Source organism: Moorena sp. SIO1G6 (assembly GCF_010672795.1).
GTDB lineage: Bacteria > Cyanobacteriota > Cyanobacteriia > Cyanobacteriales > Coleofasciculaceae > Moorena > Moorena producens.
This window is the reverse complement of the sequence record NZ_JAAHFZ010000004.1, coordinates 150,431-172,879: the sequence shown is the minus strand read 5'-3', so window position 1 is coordinate 172,879 and position 22,449 is coordinate 150,431. Positions and strand designations below refer to the sequence as shown.

Annotated in this window: 16 protein-coding genes and 4 pseudogenes; 7 read left to right on the top strand and 13 right to left on the bottom strand. The window is 43.8% G+C overall.

What is annotated here, in order from left to right; genetic code table 11:
* Positions 1 to 173 precede the first annotated feature (173 nt).
* Both F6K63_RS06035 and F6K63_RS06030 read right to left on the bottom strand, forming a co-directional pair.
* Complete coding sequence (locus tag F6K63_RS06035) at positions 174 to 941, bottom strand: class I SAM-dependent methyltransferase (RefSeq protein ID WP_287311243.1); 768 nt, start codon at positions 939 to 941, stop codon at positions 174 to 176.
* Between the two features lie 83 nt (positions 942 to 1,024).
* Positions 1,025 to 3,670: a penicillin-binding protein 1C gene (locus tag F6K63_RS06030; protein ID WP_502708283.1), complete on the bottom strand. Its 2,646-nt coding sequence runs from the start codon at positions 3,668 to 3,670 to the stop codon at positions 1,025 to 1,027.
* Positions 3,671 to 3,849: 179 nt separating this feature from the next.
* Between F6K63_RS06030 and F6K63_RS06025 the strand changes: the two genes are divergently transcribed.
* Complete coding sequence (locus F6K63_RS06025; RefSeq protein ID WP_008187864.1) at positions 3,850 to 4,161, top strand: DUF2288 domain-containing protein; 312 nt, start codon at positions 3,850 to 3,852, stop codon at positions 4,159 to 4,161.
* A 405-nt stretch (positions 4,162 to 4,566) separates the two neighbouring features.
* Here F6K63_RS06025 and F6K63_RS06020 read toward each other — a convergent pair whose 3' ends face one another.
* The 3 genes from F6K63_RS06020 to hemW all read right to left on the bottom strand — a co-directional run bounded on the left by F6K63_RS06020 (position 4,567) and on the right by hemW (position 7,557).
* Positions 4,567 to 5,163, bottom strand: coding sequence for a YdcF family protein (locus tag F6K63_RS06020; protein WP_008187866.1), 597 nt, complete (start codon positions 5,161 to 5,163; stop codon positions 4,567 to 4,569).
* Positions 5,164 to 5,381: 218 nt separating this feature from the next.
* Complete coding sequence (gene rsmI, locus F6K63_RS06015) at positions 5,382 to 6,233, bottom strand: 16S rRNA (cytidine(1402)-2'-O)-methyltransferase (RefSeq protein ID WP_287311241.1); 852 nt, start codon at positions 6,231 to 6,233, stop codon at positions 5,382 to 5,384.
* Positions 6,234 to 6,294: 61 nt separating this feature from the next.
* Positions 6,295 to 7,557, bottom strand: coding sequence for a radical SAM family heme chaperone HemW (hemW, locus tag F6K63_RS06010; protein WP_287311239.1), 1,263 nt, complete (start codon positions 7,555 to 7,557; stop codon positions 6,295 to 6,297).
* A gap of 390 nt (positions 7,558 to 7,947) precedes the next feature.
* On the opposite strand from hemW, the gene F6K63_RS06005 reads away from it, so the two are divergent.
* The 4 genes from F6K63_RS06005 (at position 7,948) to glyS (ending at position 15,270) form a co-directional block, all read left to right on the top strand.
* Positions 7,948 to 9,027: a PIN/TRAM domain-containing protein gene (locus F6K63_RS06005; protein WP_287250728.1), complete on the top strand. Its 1,080-nt coding sequence runs from the start codon at positions 7,948 to 7,950 to the stop codon at positions 9,025 to 9,027.
* 325 nt (positions 9,028 to 9,352) lie between these two features.
* The gene (locus F6K63_RS06000; RefSeq protein ID WP_287311295.1) at positions 9,353 to 10,525 is read left to right on the top strand and encodes a tetratricopeptide repeat protein; all 1,173 of its coding nucleotides are present in this window, start codon (positions 9,353 to 9,355) and stop codon (positions 10,523 to 10,525) included.
* Positions 10,526 to 11,721: 1,196 nt separating this feature from the next.
* Positions 11,722 to 12,825, top strand: a complete 1,104-nt coding sequence (locus F6K63_RS05995) for a calcium-binding protein (RefSeq protein ID WP_287311237.1) — start codon at positions 11,722 to 11,724, stop codon at positions 12,823 to 12,825.
* A 282-nt stretch (positions 12,826 to 13,107) separates the two neighbouring features.
* Complete coding sequence (glyS, locus tag F6K63_RS05990; RefSeq protein WP_287311235.1) at positions 13,108 to 15,270, top strand: glycine--tRNA ligase subunit beta; 2,163 nt, start codon at positions 13,108 to 13,110, stop codon at positions 15,268 to 15,270.
* 165 nt (positions 15,271 to 15,435) lie between these two features.
* Here glyS and F6K63_RS37105 read toward each other — a convergent pair whose 3' ends face one another.
* Both F6K63_RS37105 and F6K63_RS37100 read right to left on the bottom strand, forming a co-directional pair.
* The gene (locus F6K63_RS37105; protein WP_353737184.1) at positions 15,436 to 15,558 is read right to left on the bottom strand and encodes a hypothetical protein; all 123 of its coding nucleotides are present in this window, start codon (positions 15,556 to 15,558) and stop codon (positions 15,436 to 15,438) included.
* A pseudogene (locus tag F6K63_RS37100) lies at positions 15,519 to 15,671 on the bottom strand (hypothetical protein); the annotation flags it as partial. The gene F6K63_RS37105 and the pseudogene F6K63_RS37100, both read right to left, overlap by 40 nt.
* Here F6K63_RS37100 and F6K63_RS05980 point away from each other — a divergent pair.
* On the top strand, positions 15,648 to 16,220 hold the full coding sequence (locus tag F6K63_RS05980; protein ID WP_353812966.1) for a sll1618 family protein: 573 nt from the start codon (positions 15,648 to 15,650) through the stop codon (positions 16,218 to 16,220). The pseudogene F6K63_RS37100 and the gene F6K63_RS05980 sit on opposite strands and share 24 nt — an antisense overlap.
* Positions 16,221 to 16,222: 2 nt before the next feature.
* Here F6K63_RS05980 and F6K63_RS05975 read toward each other — a convergent pair.
* Positions 16,223 to 17,209 (bottom strand): annotated as a pseudogene (locus F6K63_RS05975) (RNA-guided endonuclease InsQ/TnpB family protein); the annotation flags it as partial.
* Between the two features lie 127 nt (positions 17,210 to 17,336).
* Positions 17,337 to 17,450, bottom strand: a pseudogene (locus tag F6K63_RS05970) (IS630 family transposase); the annotation flags it as partial.
* An 84-nt stretch (positions 17,451 to 17,534) separates the two neighbouring features.
* On the opposite strand from F6K63_RS05970, the pseudogene F6K63_RS05965 reads away from it, so the two are divergent.
* A pseudogene (locus F6K63_RS05965) lies at positions 17,535 to 17,903 on the top strand (dynamin family protein); the annotation flags it as partial.
* Positions 17,904 to 18,683: 780 nt separating this feature from the next.
* Here the strand turns inward: F6K63_RS05965 and F6K63_RS05960 are convergent.
* The 4 genes from F6K63_RS05960 to F6K63_RS05945 all read right to left on the bottom strand — a co-directional run bounded on the left by F6K63_RS05960 (position 18,684) and on the right by F6K63_RS05945 (position 21,696).
* Positions 18,684 to 19,454, bottom strand: coding sequence for an ABC transporter ATP-binding protein (locus F6K63_RS05960; RefSeq protein WP_008191745.1), 771 nt, complete (start codon positions 19,452 to 19,454; stop codon positions 18,684 to 18,686).
* Between the two features lies 1 nt (position 19,455).
* Positions 19,456 to 19,680, bottom strand: a complete 225-nt coding sequence (locus F6K63_RS05955; RefSeq protein ID WP_154659997.1) for a hypothetical protein — start codon at positions 19,678 to 19,680, stop codon at positions 19,456 to 19,458.
* Positions 19,681 to 19,756: 76 nt separating this feature from the next.
* Positions 19,757 to 20,596: an ABC transporter permease gene (locus F6K63_RS05950; RefSeq protein WP_008191747.1), complete on the bottom strand. Its 840-nt coding sequence runs from the start codon at positions 20,594 to 20,596 to the stop codon at positions 19,757 to 19,759.
* 38 nt (positions 20,597 to 20,634) lie between these two features.
* Complete coding sequence (locus F6K63_RS05945) at positions 20,635 to 21,696, bottom strand: ABC transporter substrate-binding protein (protein ID WP_008191749.1); 1,062 nt, start codon at positions 21,694 to 21,696, stop codon at positions 20,635 to 20,637.
* Between the last annotated feature and the right edge of the window lie 753 nt (positions 21,697 to 22,449).

Sequence of the window (22,449 nt, the reverse complement as noted above, 5' to 3'; positions counted from 1 at the left end):
CAAGATAAGCTATAGGATTTTTCTTTTTGTGAAAAAAATCTCTTAAGAAAAGGCAAGAGGCAAGACGCAATAGTTAATCAACTAGCTATGTATTACCACTACCTACTACCTACTGCCTACTGTCTACTGGCTAAAATTTACTTATAGTCAATACCTCAACGAATTTAAAACCGCTATAATGACTTGTCACTAACTTGAAACACCATCAAATGTTGGCTGGGTAAATCATTATTGGTTTCTTGCCAAATTAAATTAATGGATTCCATCTCTTTTTTAACTTGCTTCTGAGTCATTTTATGCAAGCCCTTAATAGGAATAAGTGGGTTTTCCTTGCGATATTCTACTAGCACAACTCTTCCCTCTGTTTTAAGAGCTTTAACAATCGATTCCATCATTTCTCGGGGATATTCAAGCTCATGGTAAACATCTACCATTAAGGCTAAATCAATGCTATTTTCAGGAAGTTTAGGGTCAGTCAAACTTCCTAATATTGTCTCGACGTTATTAACATTGTTGTCTTCTGTTAAAAAGTCAATAACGTCGATCATTTCTGGCTGAATGTCTACTGCTAATACTTTTCCTTCAGGTACCAACGGAGCGATTCGAAAGCTAAAATAACCAGTGCCTGCTCCAATATCTGCAACAGTATCTGTAGGTCTTAAATTAAGAGCATCAATAACTACAGAAGGTTGCTCTTGGGATTCCCTGCTAGGGCGTTCCAGCCATAACATTTCCTGATGTCCCATTACTTTAGCAATTTCTCGACCCATATAGAATTTGCCAATGCCATCTTTGCTATGAAAAGAGCGGATTTTGTAAACTTCACTAGCATTGATGTTTGATTTTAGTTCCCCAGTATAGGTATAATTCGTTAGCACTAAAAATGGGATGAGTAAGACAGCGATCGCAACTGCCAAGATATATTTCGTGAAGTTTGCCATAGAAAATCGAACCAGTGAAAGTCCTGGGTATAACCGATGAATGCACGTAGATTATAAATTAACTATTTACAATTAACAAATCACTAAGGACCAGCAATAGAAAACCCCCGGCGAGTTGGTGGGTTTTCTGCTAACTGCACCTTGAAAGTGACGCGATCGCTAATGTCACCACTTTTTACCTCCAATGTCCAATCCCCAGGACCCAGAGGCCAAAAGAAGGAATTGGATGAGTTGGTAGTTAGCTTTTCACCATTCAACCACCACTCGACCGACTCAGACTTTAGCCCAGCCACCTTGAACTCTAGCCGTTGAACAGCACTATTGCTATCTTGATCCGATTCAGTAGGGTAGAGCATGTACAAATCCCCCTCCCGAGGAGATAAAATTTTCAGTTTCCCTGGCGCTAGATTTCCTTGGGGTTGTCTTGCTAACCACTCGTTGTACTCATCAGGTAAATTAACGATGTATTGGGGCGATTGCTGATTAGCTCCAACACTGGTGATCTGATAAAACGTATCGGATTGACGTTCGTAATCCTGGAGGTCGTCTGGATAGAAGTATTCCTGGACAACAGTTGGACAAGCAGGAGTGGGACGCAAACCGGAAAGGGCGCACACTGGACGTTGGACTAAACCGGGAGGAGCTTGAAACGGAGCAGGTTCTTGAGATTGATGCAGGTGTAACATAATCCGATGCCAGAGGGGAGCAGCACCAATCACCCCAGACACTTGTTCCATGGGCTCACCATTAAAATTGCCTACCCAAGTGGCAACGGTATAGTTTTTCGTGAATCCCACAGTCCAAGTATCTCGGAAATTAGAAGAGGTGCCAGTTTTAACGGCAGCGGGAAAAGGTAAATTCAGTACTGAATCGACACCAAACCCCTGAGCACGAGCTTGAGGGTCACTCAGTATATCTGTGATTAATGCCCAGGTTGAAAGGGTTGAATGTTGAAGGGTTGAATGTTGGAGGTTAGGAGGTTGGAGGTTAGGAGGTTGGAGGTTAGGAGGTTGAACGGTTGAATGTTGAACGGTTGAATGTTGTTCGCGTAGCGTGGCCTTTTGGCCAAGGTTGGGATGTTGTTTGCCTTTGGCGTTCCGGTAGGGTAGGTTAAATAGTGGGTTTTGCTTACTTGCTCGATGATCTGACAATTGTTTACTTCCCCCGCTTGCCTGTCTTTCCTGTCTTCCCTGTCTTCCTTGTTTTCGATAAACGGACAAATCATCCCTATTTGGCGAGGGGCTAGATAGCTTAGTGACAAGGGATGTGGGTTTTCCAAGTCGTGCTAGGGTGAGGTAGGCGCGAGCTAGTTCCCAAAGACTGACTTCGCCACTACCTAGGGTTAATCCTAATCCATAATGTTCTGGAGACTGGGTTAGGTGTTCAAAGCCTAGTTGATGTAAGTGCAACAGAAAGTTTGATACTCCAACTTTTTCCAATACCCTAACTGCTGGGATATTAAGGGAATTGGCTAGAGCAATACGAATGCGAACTGGTCCGAGGAAGGTTTCGCTGTAATCGGTGGGACTGTAGAGTCTAGCTCCGGGAATCGGGTAATAGGTGGGGATGTCAGCTAAGACGGTGTTAGGACGAATAATTCGTTGCTCTAGGGCTAATTGATATAAAAAAGGCTTGAGGGTGGAACCGGGTTGACGTAGGGCTTGGACTCCGTCATTGCGTCCTAATTCAGCTTCGGAAAAGTAATCGGGAGAGCCGACATAGGCGTATACTTCACCGGATTGATTCTCAATGACTATAGCAGCAGCGTGATGGACATTTTTATGGGCAAGGTCGCGAACTACTTGCTGCACTTGGGCTTCAACAAATTCCTGTAGGGGACGGTCGATAGTAGTACGAATTTGGGAGGGATGTTCTGATGGTAATTGGTTGGCAACCAAGAATAAAAAGTGTGGCGCGGCAATTATTCCTTGCTGTCGAGGTAGTAGGGAAATGGCTTCTTCATAGGCTTGGTCTGCTTGAGTAGCGGTGATATAGCCATCTTCTACCATGCGCTTGAGCACATAGATTTGCCGCCGTTTGGCAGCATCCCAGTAATAATAAGGATTGAGATAATTAGGATTATTGGGTAGACCAGCTAATAGGCTGGCTTGAGCAACATTGAGTTCACTGGCGGGCATGCCAAAATAAATCCGAGCAGCAGCTTCTAAGCCATAGATATTGCCACCCATGGGGAGTCGGTTGATATAGGCTGCCAAGATTTCATCTTTACTCATCCCTGCTGCTAATCGCCAGGATAGCCAAATTTCTTGGAATTTGGCAGGTAGAGTGCGGGGGTTGGGTTCCAGCATCCGTGCCAGTTGCATGGTGATGGTGGAAGCACCACTGACAATGCGTTTCGCCTCAATGGCTTCAATTAGCGATCGCATAATTGCCCGCATCTCTAATGCCCCATGGTGATAAAACTCTCCATCTTCTGCGGCGAGAATAGCATGGATAAAGTGCTGGGAAATTTGATCGAGAGGGACAACCGCAGTATGGTCTTGGTCTCGACTGAGGATAGTGCCTAGGGATAAACCATTGCGATCACGAAATTCTACCGCTAGGTCATCTTGAACTAAATCTTTAGCACGAATGGGAGCGAGATAGGGAAGCGTACGCACCGTGATGCCAAGCAGCGCCAAGCCAAGGAATAGTTTTACAGCACGCCGATGTTTGGGATTCAGCCTCAACCACATTTTCTGTTTGATGATGTTAATCGAATTTCTCATCAGGGAAACAATCTTGTGTAGCTCATTACTATGAGAACCGTTATAACTCAATGGTTAGAGGAAGGCTGAGGTGGAAACCTGAGGTGATTAGAGCTTTGATCAAATAGTTAAATCAAACAAAGCATCGGAGCAATTTTACTGTATGTTTAAAGAACTATTAAGAAAACCTTGAATTAAACATGGATTTAAGAGTACAATTGGCGGAATCTCTGGATGAGACAACCTGGGACTTACTGATTCCTCATGTGAAACGAGATGCAGTATTGGTGGTGAATGAGGGACTGGATTTGTTGGATGTTGGGGTAGCGATCGCAAATGATGATGTGCTATCTGTCCAACATTGGATCAGTGAGCAGCTAATGCACAAGCCTTTACTTGAGCAACTCTCTAATTGGAACAGCAACCAGAACAAGCGGTTTCAGGCTCTGATTGTACAACCCTACGTACTGGTGCAAGAACTCTCAACGGACTTTACCAAAAAATTTGGGTAATCGCGCCCCGTCCTTATAGGACGGCTTTTTTTTAAACAATGGCCTTGACAGTTTGTACTAGGTGTGCTATTTTAAAAGTCTATAACAATAAACTAAAAAACTAGATAGATACTATCTAACCATAAGTAGGCAACGTAAAAAATATGTCTGTGATACATATTGCGTAATTTGGTCTAACGACTTAAAGGTCTATGAAAAATTTAGATAAAAAAAAGTATCTATCTATCTATATATAAAAAAGGTACGGTGGGGCACACCGAAACCTAGATCCATGATCAAGCACGCTTAGGTCGAATTGTCCTCTACTTTTTTTGGTTCCGACCTGCTATACGCAAGACAGCTCGTTGTTCGCGTAGCGTGGCCTACGGCCAAGTAAGAATCCCCGTTATTCTAGGACGGGGAGTGTCAATTGATTAACCTTTTCGAGGCTTGGCCTAATTCAGCCCCTGTATGACCTGTCGTCAACCACAGCAACGCCCTAGCCCCATCTCGCAAAGCTTTTTCAAAGGGTTCAGGAGACTTTCCGGAAGGAACAGGTAACGGCTTGAGAACAATTCCTCTACTGCCAAGCACGATATCACCAATCAAGCGAGCACGGCGCATATGATAGTCAGAAGTAATCAAATAGACACTATCGATGTCCTGAGCTTCTAACTGATCCACTAACGTGGTAAAGTTAGTCACCGTATCCACCGCTTTGTAGTCTAGGTGGAGGCGACTGACCTCAATTCCTTCCCGGGTAAATAACCGTTTAGCATATCCCTTCGGGCTGCCGGAAGATACCCAAATGTTGAGGTCTGGGTGCTTTATGGCAAATTTGGCAGCATATCTCTCCCGCGATTCAGATCCCCCTAAAACTAAGGCAACTTTTGGTTGCACTAAATAGCTTTCAATCCTTTTGTAACCAAACATCAGAGTCATTGCTAAAACGAGTGTCACCCATGGTATTAATTTAGCTTTATAGTTAGGGGCTGATGAGTGGGAGTGAATCCTGAAAATCATAACTCGAATGGATGTCGAATAGATAGATGGCGTTGTTTAACTCAAAGCGCAAGGAAAGCAGCTTTCTTTAGGGATTAGTCATTACTTGCTACTTGCTACTTGTTACTTGCTACTTGTTACTTGCTACTTGTTACTTGTTGATTGTTACTTGCTACTTGTTACTTGCTACTTGTTAATCAACAAAAACTAAAAAATTTAGAAAGATTTACCAATCAAGCTTAGTCTTGGTCCTTGACCGGAAAAACTGATGAAGGAATTGTCAACGCTAGCTGATAGAGTTGACGTCGGGGGAGTTGAGTTAGCTTAGCTAACTGACGACTCGCTTGGGATCGCGATACTCCCTGAGCCATAATCTCTGTCAATTGAGCTTCTAGTTCAGCTTTTGATAACATAGGCTTTTGTTGGGAAGCTCCACCAATTACTAGGGTAAACTCTCCCTTGGGTTCTAGCTGAGTAAAATGAGCGATCGCCTCCCCAATAGTTCCCCGCCAAAACTCCTCATGCAGTTTGGTTAATTCCCTAGCTAATACAATTCTACGATTTTCTCCCAAACAGTTTGCCAAATCTCGCAACGTATTAAGCACACGGTGAGGCCCTTCATACAAAATCAACGTTCTTGGTTCCCCCTTGAGAGAGTCTAAACGTTTTTTTCGACTTTGACCCTTGGTGGGTAAAAAGCCTTCAAACACAAATCGGTCTGTCGGTAGTCCCGCAGCACTTAATGCCGTAATTCCAGCAGTAGCACCTGGTATTGGCACTACCGATATCCCCTCCTCAATAACAGCCTTGACCAATTTATAGCCAGGGTCAGAAATGCCTGGCATCCCAGCATCCGTCACCAACGCAATGGTATTTCCTTGACCCAGGCGATTCAACAACTCGGGTAAACGCTGGTCGTGATTGTGTTGGTGGTAACTCACTTGCGGCGTTTTAATTTGAAAATGCTGCAATAGCTTCCCGGTATGGCGCGTATCTTCCGCAGCAATCAAATCCACCGATTGCAGAATTTCCACTGCCCGAAACGTCATATCCTGCAAATTACCAATTGGTGTTCCCACCACATAAAGCATTCCCACTTGTCTTCTTCGCCATCCCTTACGTCTTTGCGGTTAATCAACAAATCACGGGCTCCTACCCCAAAAGATGAAACAAGTCAGCCAGAATGGTATTCGAGAACAAAAACCCTTCCGGGTCAGTTAATCTCAACCCTCCCGCCACTGGTAACCTCTGACCATAGGTTAAATTAACCCTTTCGCCATTATCTCCCACAACCTCTACCCAGTTACAACCGTAGTATGGCAGCAAACCCGTCCAAATCTGTTCCAGAATTTTTTCCCCAAACCTCTGAGCTAGCATAGATAGACTCAACCCCTCTGCCAAGCGTAGACCTAGCATTAGGGTTTCTAACAACACATCCTCTGAAGTCGTGGGTGAGCCATCCCAAACCCCACCCGCTTCTAGTAACTGTTCCACCCAAGCATAATACTCCCGCCTCGTGCGTGGTCTAGTGAACCGATATCCTTGAGTATAGCTAGCCGCACCCATGCCAAAACCGTAATAAGGGCGGTTTTCCCAATACACCCGATTGTGACGGCATTGATGACCAGGCAAGGCATAGTTAGAAATTTCATAATGTTCGTACCCCACACTAGTAAACACCTGCTGTGCTAAGCGGTACATCATGACAGTGGTTTCATCAGTCGGTAAAGGCTTAGTTCCAGAGGTGTACTGGCGGCCAAAGGCAGTCACAGGCTCAAGGACTAGGTCATAGCTGGAAATGTGGGTAGGGGCAATCTTGACCGTTATTTCCAGAGACTCCTGCCATTGTTCTAAGGTTTGACCCGGTAGACCAGACATTAAATCAAGACTAAATTCGGGAACCTCTACTTGATGGATCAGTTCGATAGCAGTGACTATATCTTTAGAGTCATGGGTACGGCCACAATTGCTCAATAATTTATCTTGAAATGCCTGAACGCCTAAGCTGACTCGATTGACCCCCAAATCTCGGTATCCCGTTAACTGATCCTTGGTGAAGGTTCCTGGATCCATCTCCATGGAAATCTCGGCATCAGCTGCAATTCCAAAGCGCCTGTCCAAGGTGTCGAGGATTTTGGCTAGTTGTTCAACTGCCAGCAGGGAGGGTGTTCCACCTCCAAAGAAAACTGTTTCTAAACTGCTTGTGGTGGGTGGAGTGATATTAATTTCCTGACATAACACCTCGACATACTGGTCAATCATGCTAGAGGTACTCTCTGTGGCGTTATCCCCTACCACAGAGACTGGAAAATCACAGTAATAGCATCGGCGTCGGCAAAAGGGAATATGAACATAGGCGGCACTGACTCTTAAAGAATCGCAAACTTTCTCAGAATTATGTAATAAATTGACCACTGGCTTTTTACGGTAATACTTCAATCAGGTCAGCCAATCCGACCCCTGGGATGAACAGTTATTAATTAAATAAATTTTTTATTAGTTTTGTGATCATCTTTTGGCTAACCTCAATCTTCTCCGGAGCGAGATTCCCCCCTTAAGAAGAGTCAACAGTAGAAAAGCTGTAACTCCCTTGAGCAGATAACTCCAGCGAATATAATTGCCCAAGCTATCCCTCGGTTAGCCTAGGCAATTCAACGGTTTAATGAAGCTAAGTCGGATCAGAGAATACAGCGATATAAAGGATATACTAAATAGTGTTGTTGACTATCACGTTGACGACAGTTTATGCAATCGTTTAAAAAGTTTTCCTAAAAAAACAACTACAAAACCAATTGGAAAGGAAGAATGCTTGACTTCGTCATTATACTTTTATTTATCATAGCAGCAGCAAGCATAGGCTTCGACAGTGTGGAATTGCTACCCGGTCATGTGCAAGATCAAGTCAGCAATTTGACAGCGTTACGCTCGACTACTGCATGCTTTGGTGCCATTATCGGACTAGCACTAGGGTTAATGGCCCAAGTAAGTTACCGTCGGGTAGAAGCCCAAGTGCGAAAAATGCCAATGGAGGTGATTTTAACCAGGTCTATTGGTCTGATCCTGGGACTGCTGTTAGCTAATTTGATGCTAGCGCCGATTTTCTTACTCCCCATCCCCTCGGAATTTTCCTTCATCAAACCCCTGACTGCCATTTTAGGAAGTGTGATGTTTTCGTTCTTGGGGGTTAGTCTAGCCGATACCCATGGTCGCACCTTCTTGCAGCTGATCAATCCTAACAGCCTGGAATCAGTTTTAGTGGCAGAAGGCACCCTCAAATCAGCCTCAAGTAAAATTATAGATACTAGCAGTATCATTGATGGTCGGATCGAAGCACTGCTTGAGACGGGTTTTATCGAAGGTCAAATTCTGGTTTCCCAGTTTGTCTTACTAGAATTGCAGCAACTTGCCGATGCTGCCAATGATCAGAAGCGGACTCGGGGACGGCGGGGGCTAGATATCCTGAATCGGATGCAAGCCCTTTACCCAGAACGCTTGGTGATTCATTCCGCTGATTACGATGACCTACAAACTGTAGATACCAAATTGGTACGTTTTGCCCAGGAAATTAATGGCACTCTTTTAACCAATGATTACAACTTGAGTAAAGTGGCTAACCTCCAAAAGGTGCCAGTGTTGAATGTCAATGATTTAGCCCAAGCCGTGCGTCCTCTGTATCTACCAGGTGACATCCTAGAGCTTAAAATCCTTAAGGGGGGTAAAGAACCTACCCAGGGAGTTGGTTATCTAGATGATGGCACAATGGTAGTGGTGGAAGAAGGGTATAAACACATGGGTGTTGAACTGCCAGTGATTGTTACCTCAGCGTTGCAGACTTCAGCAGGTAGGATGATTTTTGCTCGACCTAAAGCTTCGGTTACGGTTTGATATTGGTGTTTTATAGGTTGGCAGGTTGGCAGGTTGGCAGGTTGGCAGGTTGAAGGTTGCAGGTTACAGGTTGCAGGTTGGCAGGTTGAAGGTTGCAGGTTGTTTGCCCTTGGCGTCCCTTGTAGCTTACCTTACAGCTTGAATGTTATAAATCCAGGTTTGCTCTTCTTAAGCCTCTAATCCTCAACAACCGTCTCACCATCAACCGTCTCACCATCGACCGTCTAACCGTCAATCATCAACCGCCTAACCTTCAACCTCCTAACCTTCAACTGGCTAACCTTAAACCTCCTAACCAATGACTAATGCCATGCTTAGCCTATGCATGATTGTTAAAGATGAGGAAGAATCATTACCACAATGTTTGAGTAGTGTCAAGGATGTAGTGGATGAGATGGTCGTCCTAGACACAGGTTCAACGGATCGAACGATTGAGGTGGCGCAAAGCTATGGTGCTAGAGTTTATCAGTTTGAATGGTGTAATGATTTTGCAGCTGCTCGCAATCAGGCATTGAAGTATGTGCAAGGGGAATGGGTGCTGGTGTTGGATGCTGATGAAGTGTTGAAACCGGAAGTTGTACCGGAAATTAAGCAGGCAATCCAAAATAGTTCCTATCTAGTTATTAATCTAGTCCGGCAAGAAGTGGGTGCAACTCAATCTCCCTATTCTCTGGTGTCCCGTTTGTTTCGCTATCACCCAGAGATTCGCTTTTCTCGCCCCTATCATGCTATGGTGGATGATACTGTAGCGCAAATGTTACAACGAGAACCCCAATGGCAGGTGGTGTCTCTATCCCAGGTGGCAATCTTACACTACGGTTATAGCGATGATGCGATCGCATCACGGGATAAGTTGACTAGAGCGCTTACGGCGATGGAAGGCTATCTGGCTAGTCATCCGTTTGATGCTTATGTGTGTAGTAAACTCGGGGCGCTTTATATTCAAAATAATCAAGTAGACCAGGGTGTGGAGTTACTCAAGCGTGGTTTAACTGGCACTGAGCTAGAGCCAGCGGTATTATTTGAACTGCACTACCATCTGGGGAATGCTTATACTCGCCAAGGAGAGCTTAATTCAGGAGCAATACATTACCAACAAGCGATCCAACAACCGATTTTGCCCCAGTTGAAATTAGGAGCTTACAATAACTTGGGCAGTTTGTTGTTACAAGCAGGGGAGTTGAATCACGCCAAAACCGCCTATGAAATGGCAGTGAAGATAGACCCAAGTTTTGCCCTTGGACATAATAATCTGGGCATGACTTGGAAGGCTTTGGGTCAGATGGAAAATGCGATCGCATCCTATCAGCAAGCGATTCAACTCAACCCAGAGTATGGAGAGGCTTATCAAAACTTGGGAGTGGTTTGGCTTAAACTGGGCAAGGTTGATCAGAGTTTATCAGCCTTTAAAAAAGCGATCGCACTTCACGAAACCGATAACCCAGCTGAAGCTCAGCGTCTTCGTCAGGGACTTCAGGCTATGGGATTTCAGGTTTAATCTTATTAAGTATTAGGGAACAGGGAACAGCGGATCACCGGAACAGGGAACAGAGAACAGTAGAAAAGAAATACGAGATTTTTTTGGTGTTATGCCAGGGCTGTTTCATTATTTGGAATAAATTGTCAGGTCAATCGGGTGAAAGGGAGGTGGGGTGCTGGGGAGAGGGTTTTTTTAATAAAAATACCTTTTTATTAAAAAAAATTCCCCGACGGTGCTTCGCACCGCTATCTCCCGTTTCTCCCGTTTCTCCCCACCTCCTATCCAAAGGTGCGACCCGAAGGCGCGACCCTAGGCCGGGTTCCCCGGCCTAGGAGGCGCGGGCCTTGAGGGAATTTAATTCTGAATGCGGTAACTTCGTTCCCGCATTCAGAGGGTCGCCTTTATGGGTTACTGGCTATAGGTAAAAGGGTTAAAACTTTTGTAATAAGGCCTCAGATGAAACCTTAGACAGGCTCGCCAATGAGCGTCGGCAGGCTATGCATAAAAGGGTTAAAACTCGTGGAATAAAGCGAGCCTGTCTTACGGTAACTTCAAACCACTCTTCAAGGTTTTGTCTCCGGAAAGCGCACCTATCACATTTTAGTCGGACCCAAGAAACAGCCCTGGGGTTAGGGGGGATTCCTGTTCCCTAAAATCCCAAAATTGTGTACCTCACCAAATTGAAAACCGCTATACAAGTAATCAAACCTATTGTGAATGAATCGATGCTGCTGACTTTGGCAGTGTTACGATCCCTGAAATCTGTGAAGATTCCCCGGATAACTGATGGTATCTAGTTTATGGGCGTTACCTAGCTAACTGTGATTCCCTAATTTTAACTAAAACTTGAACAAGTTTAGTCTTAACTTTACGAATACTTTAAATAAAAGTATTTTTCTTTAAAAAAAGAATTGATAAATTGATAAATAGTCAAGTCAAGCAAAATATAAAAATTTTCAGGGTAAAAAAATAAGACACCTTAAGGTATTTGAATTTTTCATGAATACTCCAACATTTAAACGTTGATTTAAAGGGGAATCTCCGAAAACTTTATCGGTTTTACGAGTCTGAATTAGGGTGTATCAACTGGTGTATCAACTGGTGTATCAACTGGTGTATCAACTTATGATGCCTTGAGGTGAGCTTAGTCAAAATTTGTTTGTCTGCAATGACCTTCTTGTGTCAATAATTTAATCTACCAAAGACAAAATATGATGACTACTATTTTTGGATTTGAGACTGGCGACTTCATAAATTGGAACACTATCGGCGATGCCAGCATTGAGACAGCGGCATTTGGCAGTATCCCTTCTCAGGGAAAATTTCAGGCTTTAATTACTAATGATGTGGGTTCTGTAAGTGATAGCGAACTTGAAAACCTCTTGGGTTTGAACCCAGGCACTATAGATGGTTTTGGCAATGGGGATGCCAAAGAAGGATCCGCTCTCAAGCTAAAACCTATTACAGTCAACGCTGGAGATGTTTTGAGCTTCGACTTTAACTTCCTCACTGATGAGCTTACCCCTGACTCCACCTTCAAGGATTTTGCCTTTGTCTCCATCACCCCAAACGTTTTATTTAACCTCGCAGATACAAATAGTTCATTTCTCCTGTCTCCTACAGGATTTCGTCAGGAAACAGACTACAATACCTTTACCTACAAATTCCCAACTTCTGGTACTTATCTAGTAGGTATGGCAGTGGTGGATGTAGAAGATGAGTTATTGGAATCCGCCCTACTAGTGGATAACTTGAAAGTTGTGCCGAAAGATGAAGTAATTGTAGGCACAAGCAACGATGAAACTCTTTTCGGTACTGCTGATAATGACACAATCTACGGTCAAGGTGGTAATGACACAATCTTTGGCAGTGAGGGAGTAAACATTCTCTATGGTGGTGCTGGAGATGACCTGATTTTCGGCGGTTCCAACCCTGACAACATTTATGGCGGCACTGGTAATGACCGGATATTCTCCTCCGGAGGCAGTAACTCAGTTTATGGGGGTATCGGTAATGACTTCATAGACACTGGCACTGGTAATGATTTCGTTGTTGGTGGCTTTGGCAACGATACGATCAGGCTTGGGGGTGGTCAGGATATTGTTGTCCTAGAAGCACGCAAAGGAACTGATACTATCATTAACTTTGAGGCTGGTAAGATGTTCCTGGGTCTGTCTGGTGCCTTGACTTTCAGTAACTTGACGTTTAACCAAAGTAGTGATGGTGTGGCAATCGCTGCTAATGGTGAAGTCTTAGCAGTTGTCAATGATGCACAAGTTAGCACTATTGCTAGGGCTAGCAACTTTCTGACGATTTAGTGATCTGATTGAGCTTGATCTGTCAGTAAAATCAGGGCTATTCCGTGGGTGGTGCGTTAAGGGACGGGCTGTCCCAGCTGGGAACAGGCGCAACATTAGGGCGATTCCGTCCCCAACGCACCCTACGTAAGTTTTGTCAGTCAACCAGGGTAGAGTTTGGCGACAGTCGCTGTAACTCTACTTATTCTGTGAAAACCATCATAACCAGGTCTAGAATCTCAAGAGGTACACTGGGGGAATTGGTAGTTAAAGATTATAGTTTTGATTAGCAATCAGTTCCCTATGTCTACATTTTTATTAGAAGTCGGTACAGAAGAATTACCCGCAGATTTTGTCGATAGTGCGATCGCACAGTGGCAATCGAGAATTCCCCAAACCCTGGATGAGTACTTTCTTACTCCAGAAGGAATTGAGATTTACGGCACCCCTCGCCGCTTAGCAGTTATCATCAAAGGATTACCTGAAAAGCAACCCGACCGAGAAGAAGAGGTTAAAGGACCACCGGCTAAAGCAGCGTTTAAGGATGGCCAACCTACTAAAGCAGCACTTGGGTTTGCCCGTAAACAGGGGGTAGAGGTAGATAATCTATTCCTCAGAGATACGGCTAAAGGAGAATTTGTCTTTGTTCAGAAACAGATATCCGGTCGCCCCGCTACGGAAATTTTAACGGAACTGATTCCCCAATGGATATTTGGATTGGAAGGTAGACGGTTCATGCGCTGGGCGAATGGAGATTTAAAGTTTCCCCGTCCGATTCGCTGGCTAGTAACACTTTTGGATGATGTAGTGCTACCGGTAGAGTTAGATAATAATGCCGAAACTATAAAAAGCGGACGCATTTCCAGTGGTCATCGGATCTTGTCTCCCCAACCGGTAGAGATTCCCAAAGCAACAGATTATCAGTCCTATTTGCGCAATGCTTATGTAGAGGTCAACCCTGAAGCACGTCGGGAGACAATCAAATCACAAGTGGAATCAGCCGCTAAACAATTAGGTGGTTATACCCCTCTGTACCCTGAGTTATGGGAAGAAGTCACTAATTTAGTGGAATGGCCGACAGCAGTAGTAGGTAAATTTTCCTCAGAATTCTTGAATTTACCTCAAGAAGTGGTCACCACAGAGATGGTGTCTCATCAGCGCTACTTCCCAGTATTCAAAACCGAAGCGGCTACTGAACTTATCCCCTATTTTATTACTATTGGTAACGGTGACCCGGCTAAATCCGAAATTATTGCTACTGGGAACGAGCGGGTAATCCGAGCCAGGCTAGCCGATGGACAGTTTTTCTACAAAACCGATATCGACTCACCCTTGGAAAGCTATTTACCCCAACTGGAGAAGGTCACTTTTCAGAAAGATTTGGGTTCAGTACGCCAAAAGGTCGGTAGAATAGAAAAGATAGCGAGTCAAATTACTGACCAGTTACGTCAACACTCTCCTAATCTAATCTCACCAGAGGCGATTACTCAGATTCAAAGAGCGGCCTTACTGTGTAAAGCCGACTTGGTTACCCAGATGGTCTATGAATTTCCTGAATTACAAGGGGTAATGGGACAAAAGTATGCCGTTACTAGTGGGGAATCTGAGCAAGTCGCAACAGCAATTTTTGAGCATTATTTACCCAGAGGTGCAGGGGATGCTCTACCTCAAACCCTGACCGGGCAAGTGGTAGGATTAGCAGACAGGCTAGATACCTTAGTCAGTATTTTTGGCTTAGGGATGTTACCCACAGGCTCTTCTGACCCCTTTGCTCTACGTCGTGCTGCTAATGGGATTATCAACATTACCTGGGATGCCAATTTACCGATTAATCTCCAACAGTTGCTACAAGATATTGCTGCAGATTTTGTAGCTGCTTATCCAGACAAAAACTCACCAATAGAGTCATTACAAGAATTTTTCTTACAACGGATTCGGACTCTGCTCCAAGAAGAAAATAAAATTGACTATGATTTAGTGAATGCTGTGTTAGGAGAAGATGATCCCGAGTATCAAAACAGGGCATTAATTGATGTGTTAGATGTACGCGATCGCGCTTTGTTTCTTCAGTCTATCCGAGATAATGGTACCCTGGATAAAATCTATGAAACTGTCAACCGTTCAGCTCGTTTAGCTAAACAAGGGGATTTAGATACCAAAGAGTTACAACCAACAACAGTAGTGACTCCGGAATACTTCCAGAAATCTTGTGAGCAAGCATTTTATGATGCCCTAGTGGAATTAGTGCCGAAAATTAAAGCTTCTCAGGAAGAGCGAGATTATCAGAAATTAGTGGAAGCACTAGAGCAGATTGCTCCTACGGTTAGCACTTTCTTTGATGGTGACCAGAGTGTGTTGGTGATGGATCCTGACCCCAATATTCGCAGTAATCGGTTGAATTTGTTGGGATTGTTGCGGAATCATGCTCGTGTGTTAGCAGATTTTGGAGCAATTGTCAAGAGCTAGGGTTTGGTTTGTAAGCAATTAGCTATCAGCTATCAGTAATCAGTAATCAGTAATCAGTAAGCAGTAAGCAGTAAGCAGTAATCAGTAATCAGTAATTAGCTATCAGCTATCAGCTATAATAAATCAGTAATCAGCAATCAGCAATCAGCAATCAGTAATCAGTAATCAGCTAAAGGCCAAGGCCAACGGCTGACGGCTGATCGCTGACCGCTGACCGCTGATCGCTGACCGCTGACCGCTGACCACTGACCACTGACCACTGACCACTGACCACTGACCGCTGACCACTGACCGCTGACCGCTGACCGCTGACCGCTGACCGCTGATAACTTTGGGGGATTGATCGTAAAAGCTCTATCTGCGGTTCTACTAAAATTGTGGTCAAATTGAAACTGACCCACTATGGAACTAGCCTCAGAACTGCCATGGAGATTTTGGAAACCGTAACGTTTGATAATGCGATCGCATTCACCGAATCGATAATGACCAAAATGGTAACAGGGGAACTAACATCGCCAGAAATTACCGAAGCGATCGCATCCTTAGTCAAGAGCAAGAATGGTGCTAGAGGTTTCTTTGTCACCTACCTTACCAGTGACAGCACCTTAGCTGACAATCCCTCACCAGAGGTGATCACAGCCCTAGAGTCATCCCCCGAAATCGTAGCCGAACTGTTAGTCAAAAATTTAGCTATGTCAGCGGCAATGGCATTGAACCATCGCCGCAATGGCAAAGAAGACATGGCTCAAGGATCAGACCGAGTGCGATCGCGTAGTGCTAATCTCATTAAACAACTAAACATGCCAAGCCTGTTTGACATTGCCCAACAGTTAAGGCAAAGCGCCCTTACCGGAGTTGGCAACTACCAAGAATTTCTGCAGCGCTGGAGATACGATTCTGATCAAAAACAGGTCATCCATGAAGCTTTATGTGACATACTCCCACACTGACTTTACAAGTTCAGTGTGGGCTTCTTACCAACTCCGGCTAATGCCTCGGATACTCGGTAAGCTTTATTTCCGACGGGATGCCCCACCGCCAACTTCAATATATTAATTGCTGCATTAACATCCCTGTCCGCTGTATATCCACAATGAGGACAGGAGTGAACTCGGTCTTTTAGTTTCTTTGGTACTTTTTGCCCACAGTTAGAGCAGTTTTGACTGGTGTTTCGAGGATTCACGGCTTTTGTTATCAACCCAGCATTTATGGCCGTAGGCCACGCTACGCGAACGGCTTTGGTTGATAATATATCCAGGAATTGACCCCATCCAGCATCTAAAACCGACTTGGCCATCCTAGTCCTAGAAAGACCTTTGATGTTGAGCTTTTCGTGAGCAACTAAATCATGGTCGTCTAATAAGCTCTTTGCTACCTTGAAATGAAAGTCTTTTCTGGTATCAGAAACTTGTTTGTGAGCCTTTCCTAGCTTTGTTACTGCTTTTTCCCTGTTGTTGCTACCTTTTTTAGATCGACTAACTGCTTTCTGGATTTTTTTTAATCTTTTTTGAGCTTTACGATAATACTGAGGAATTTGCACCTCTGTGCCATCAGACTTAACTAAGAAAGATTTAAGTCCCATGTCTATTCCTATTGGATTAGAGACCTCCTCTATTGGGATGACACTTGGGACAGTGTCATCTTGTAGCGACAAAGTCACATAGTATCCGTCAGCTTTGCGGGTCAGGGTGGCTGTCTTAATCTTGAACCCCTCAGGAATGGGGCGATGATATACCATCTTGACCCATCCAAATTTAGGAAGATTCAGTTTGTTTCCTTTTATGGGCTCTTTAGAAAAAGCAGAGAAGGTTAAAGACCTATATCTGGCTTTGTTTTTGAATCTAGGTTTACCACTCCGTTTCCCATTGCAATCACCCTTAAGGTATCTTTTAAAGGCAAGGTCTACCCTTTTTACGCAGTCCTGCAAAACGTTAGAGTATTAAACTAAGCCGCAGAGTTACCTCTGCGACTCGTCTCCAAAACCGTACGTGACAGTTTCCCGTCATACGGCTCCTCATGATAGGAACACACTTTCATTGGTACCTCCACATTAGAAAGGATTGTCAACCCAAAACTTCAGCAATTTCTAACTGTGTTTTTCCACTATTCAACAACAGCAAAATTAAAATACGTTCTCTAATATTTCCATTTTCTTCTATTTTTAAGGCTTTTTGAAGTATTGTTTTTTGCTGTCAGATAATTTTTTGCTGGCATATTTCCTATTATTGGGTTATTTATTAATTTTTATTATACCAATTTAAATGCCGAACAGCTTAGCGTTGTTAGGATTAGGAGTTGGAGTCGTGCAAGCCGATCAAGCTCGTAAGGAATTGGTGAAAGCAGCTAGAAAAGAGTTGGTGAAATATTTGCCTGAGGTAGCACAAGAGCAATGGCAACCGATTTATGATGCTATCAAAGAATGTTTTGATATGTATGAGCAGGAAGTAACTGAGCGGATGGATGATGATATTAAAGCTCGCAAAGCTGAATTAGATAATTTAATTAAGCAAAAAGAATCTCATGAAATTAATCGGGAGCAAGAATTAGCTCGCTTAAAACAGTTAGAGGCTGATGTCGCCTCCCAAGCCCAGAAGGTTGAGACCGCTTATCATAATTTTGTGAATGCGATTTAAGCATTCAGCCGTGAGCTAAAAGCTCACGCTACGCGAACAGCCGTCAGTGGTCAGTAGTCAGTGGTCAGTGGTCAGTGGTCAGCCCTTGGCCAATGGCCACTCAAGTAGCGTGGGTAGCCCATAAGTTGAAAGTTGAAAGTTGAAAGTTGAAAGTTGAAAGTTGAAAGTTGAATGCTTAATGCTGAATGCTGAATGCTGAATGCTTAATGCTGAATGCTTACAATGCGATCGCTTAACCTTCTACTATCGATTCCCCAAGACTAATTATTAGTCACGAAAGAGCTGAATCGCTATATTAAAGCTGGAAGAGTAGCAGGGATAAACATTCGCAAGCTACTGACAGATAACAGATAAAAATTTAAGAAATGAGGTAACCTGATGACTTTGAGAACTGATCCAAAGGATGATATTACCGAAACTCTTAGGCAAATGATTGGGGAGATCATCCCAATAGCCTATGAAACCGATCGCGTAGCGTGACCAAAGGTCAATCGTGCTGAAGCTTGTCTATCTACTTTATCTTTCCAAAGCCTAAATTATCCAGAAAGACACATTTGGATTGACACAGATGGTGATGGAATAGCAATTGATTTAGAAGACTGGCAGGATGAAAGGGAATGGGATAACGCTGTTGCTCGCATTACAGTCGAGGCTACAGCAGAAGTCGTAGATATCATCAAAACCTGGCTTTCTGGAGAGAAATTGGACAACTATTCTAATCTTAATAAAGACTATGAAAGAGTTAATAAAATAGCAACTATCTCCAATTAATAAGCATGATCAAATGCGCAAAGCCTGAATTACCTGCCGTTTCAATTCCACAAATTCCAGGGTTAGCTTTGTATCCAGAGTACGAACAGTGGGCAAATCAATCATAATCTGATCCCGGATACAACCGGGATCAGCTCCCATCACATAGATACGCTCGGATAAAAACACCGCTTCTTCCACATCATGGGTAATCATCAAAACCGTAATATGGGTCTTCTGCCAAAGTCCAAGAAAGAATTCCTGCAATTCCTCCTTAGTTTGGGCATCTAAGGCTCCAAAAGGCTCATCCATCAACAGCACTTCCGGTTCATTAGCCAACGCTCGTGCGATCGCAACTCGCTGTTTCATACCCCCTGACAGCTGTTTGGGGTAGGCATTAGCAAAGCGGGTTAGACCGATTACATCCAAATAGTAAGCAATCCGTTCTTGGGATTCCCCCTTAGGCAATTGTTGTAACCTCAGACCAAAACCGATATTATCAGCAATGGTTAGCCAGGGAAATAGGGTATAGTTCTGAAAGACCATGCCCCGATCCCGACCAGGACCTAAAACCACCTCACCATCTACCTTTACCTGTCCTTTGGAAGGAGGAATTAGTCCAGCGATAATGTTGAGCAAGGTTGATTTGCCGCAGCCAGACGGTCCAACTATACACACAAATTCATTTGCTTCAAGATTGAGATTAATATCCTTTAGCACTACCAATTCTTCCCGTCGCTGGCGAAAACTTTTGGAAATATCACACACCTGTAGCTTAGGCAAATTGTGATCATTGGTCATTTTAAAAGGGTGCATCTGATATTTGTAAAAAAGAAGGGGAAGTGTGGGAATCGGGAATCGGGAATCGGGAATCGGGAATCGGGAATCGGGAATCGGGAATCGGGAATCGGGAATCGGGAATCGGGAATCGGGAATCGGGAATCGGGAAAATATCTGAAGCTATCAGCTGAATGCTTACCCTTGGCCAAAAGGCCACGCTACGCGAACAACGTTCAACATTCAACATTCAACATTCAACATTCAAGCTGATTAAACCTTGGCCAAAAGGCCACGCTACGCGAACAACCTTAAAGCTTAAACCTTTAACGCTCAACAAATTGCTCCGACCAAGGAACAGTTAATCGAAAAAGCCACCTAAACGCAAAATCCAGCATCAACCCAATCAATCCAATCACTAAAATACAAAAGAGCACTTTATCTGTCTCTAGGAATCGTTGAAAATAGATAATCTTGAAGCCCAAACCATTTTCAGCAGCAATTAATTCCGCAATCACCAGAAAATTCCAGGCACCAGCAACATTAACCCGCATCGTATCAATAATATTTGGTAGAGTTGCTGGTAGAATCACTCGAAATAATACATCAACCCGATTCGCCCCCAAGGTGTAAGCCACATTCAGCATTTCATCAGGGATAAACTTGACAGCATCAGCAATCATTATGGCGTTGTAGAAGACAATTCCTAAGAAAATAATTAGGATCTTTGCGGTTTCACCTAACCCTGCCCACAGAACAATTAGGGGCATAAACGCCGCCACTGGCATATAGCGTACAATACCGACAATCGTACCAAACAAGCTCTCCATGCTGTAGAATGTCCCCATGGCAATGCCAATGGGAATACCAACTACTGCGGCAAACAAAAAACCAACTAGCACACGGGTAAAACTGGCGATAATATCAGTCAGTAACTGCTCTTCTGTCAACATTTTCCAGCCAGCTTTCAGGACAACCATCGGACTTGGCAAGAATCTTGGGTCTACTAATTCTTCATAGCTTAGGACGATCCAAACTAGCAGGGGTACTACTAAGGCAATGATGGTGAGAAAGATACTGAGCCAGCCAGGAAAGCCCTGACGGATACTCCAAAATACGGATGGTCGTAGGTAACGTTTGCGGGGAGAAGATATAGGTTGTGGCACAGGGGTCTTAAGTGACAGCAAATTTAGGTAATGTTTCTCTACAATGTTTCTAAAGCGGCTTTGACAAATTTGGGTTCCAGGAATTGCTCCATATCAGGAATAGTATCAATCTTGCCTTGGTTTGCCAAAAATCTCGCCACATCCATCAACGGCGACCGTAAGTAGGAATCACTCTGCTTATTTCCTAGCATCTCCAGATTGGCACGAGCGTCTGGGATACTAATGCCTTTTAGATCAGCAGCTAGGGCATCCGGCTTAATTTTCAACTCCTTAGCTGCGATCGCTAACCCTTCCGATGGATATTGATTGAGAAACCCTAGTCCTTTGAAAACCCCTTTGACAAAGGCTTCCACCGCCTCTGGGTTAGCTTCGATATACTCAGTGGCAAACAGATAAACATCCGTAATCGCTGTTGGTATTTGGGACGAGTCATAGATAATGCGTCCATCAGGTTGAGCCAAGTTAGCCTGTTTTAGGAATGGTGCATAGGTAACAGCAATGTCCACATTCCCCACCTGGTAAGCTGCTGCTGCTCCGGCTGGATCCACATTCACCAAGGTAACATCAGCTTCACTCAACCCAACTGCTGTGAGTACTTTTAGTAGAAAGAAATGGCTAACTGCCCCTTTTTCAACAGCAATCTTCTTACCCTTAAAGTCCTTAATGCTACTAATACTGTTGCGGGCTAAGATGCCATCCCCACCAACGGAGTTATCCTCTACCAAAACAATGCGATAGTCTTTGCCCTTAGTTGCCAATAAGACTGCTTCAGAAGTTACAGGAGCAATAGCATCCAGTTTTCCTGCTAAAAAGCCAGAGATATAATCGGGATTATAGCCAAAGGTTTTCAGGTCAACCCTTAGCCCCAGTTCCTGAAAGAAGCCTTTTTTGAGCGCAATCAAAAGAGGAGTCAAACCAATCCAAGTGGTCACCCCTAGAGAGAAAGACATCGATGGGCTGGGCTTAGCATCACCCAAGTCATTGCCAGAAGATGTTTGCTTTGGGGGAGTACATGCCCCCAGGATAAAGGTGCTGGATGCAAAGATTAGCCATTGCAGAGTTTGACGCCTTGACAACAAGTTGAGTCTTTCTAGAACCATATCATCTTCCGTTATATCCGTTACATGGGTTAACCCATCCGTTTCCAGTTAACTTTTCCCTGAAGACGGTATATAAAATAACATTTTTTTAGATTTTTGGGGTGAGGGGTTGCACCCCTCATTATTTGTGTTATATTTAGATCAGTAGATGCACCCTGATGATTAAGAGAGCCGCAGTTGTGACTCTCTTATTTTTTTTTAGGGTCAGAGGGGCAGAGTGGGAAGAAGCAGACCAGAGGAAAAAAATTTGGTGTGTGCCTCACTAAAATTTGGGTAGGCTATGCATTGGCTTAAGTTGACTATTGCTAGTCCACAGTCAACAGTCCACAGTCAACAGTCCACACTTTGAGTAATTTCTTCTAGATCTTAATTGACTGCAAGCTCAAAAAAATCCCCAACAATACGGTTTTAGCAACTAGAGATGATCCAGGAAGATAAAGCAGGGGACTTTTAAACCTTCTCAAACTACTATCTGATTTGATTCGTCAAATAAATTGTTCCTGTGAGCATCATCCTTGTGCAGGTAAGATGCCTGTGCTAAGGTTGACAACTATAGTAATGTTTATCAATATATTTACAAGTCCGTTAGGTTATTGCGTCAGTTAACAATGCTGAAATTGAGGTTTAATAACCATTTGTTTATTATTTTAATTTTAAATTAATACCTTAATTAAATCCAAAACTAGTGAGAGGATATCTGAAAAGTTTTTTGATATTGAATTTTGCCCCCCTGACCCCCCAACTTTGGGGGAA

Excerpts from the sequence above, each read along its gene's own strand:
- F6K63_RS06035 (WP_287311243.1), bottom strand. The coding sequence starts at position 941 with ATGGCAAACTTCACGAAATATATCTTGGCAGTTGCGATCGCTGTCTTA.
- F6K63_RS06030 (WP_502708283.1), bottom strand. The coding sequence starts at position 3,670 with ATGAGAAATTCGATTAACATCATCAAACAGAAAATGTGGTTGAGGCTG.
- F6K63_RS06025 (WP_008187864.1), top strand. The coding sequence starts at position 3,850 with ATGGATTTAAGAGTACAATTGGCGGAATCTCTGGATGAGACAACCTGG.
- F6K63_RS06020 (WP_008187866.1), bottom strand. The coding sequence starts at position 5,163 with ATGATTTTCAGGATTCACTCCCACTCATCAGCCCCTAACTATAAAGCT.
- rsmI (WP_287311241.1), bottom strand. The coding sequence starts at position 6,233 with ATGCTTTATGTGGTGGGAACACCAATTGGTAATTTGCAGGATATGACG.
- F6K63_RS06005 (WP_287250728.1), top strand. The coding sequence starts at position 7,948 with ATGCTTGACTTCGTCATTATACTTTTATTTATCATAGCAGCAGCAAGC.
- F6K63_RS06000 (WP_287311295.1), top strand. The coding sequence starts at position 9,353 with ATGATTGTTAAAGATGAGGAAGAATCATTACCACAATGTTTGAGTAGT.
- F6K63_RS05995 (WP_287311237.1), top strand. The coding sequence starts at position 11,722 with ATGACTACTATTTTTGGATTTGAGACTGGCGACTTCATAAATTGGAAC.
- glyS (WP_287311235.1), top strand. The coding sequence starts at position 13,108 with ATGTCTACATTTTTATTAGAAGTCGGTACAGAAGAATTACCCGCAGAT.
- F6K63_RS05960 (WP_008191745.1), bottom strand. The coding sequence starts at position 19,454 with ATGACCAATGATCACAATTTGCCTAAGCTACAGGTGTGTGATATTTCC.
- F6K63_RS05955 (WP_154659997.1), bottom strand. The coding sequence starts at position 19,680 with ATGTTGAATGTTGAACGTTGTTCGCGTAGCGTGGCCTTTTGGCCAAGG.
- F6K63_RS05945 (WP_008191749.1), bottom strand. The coding sequence starts at position 21,696 with ATGGTTCTAGAAAGACTCAACTTGTTGTCAAGGCGTCAAACTCTGCAA.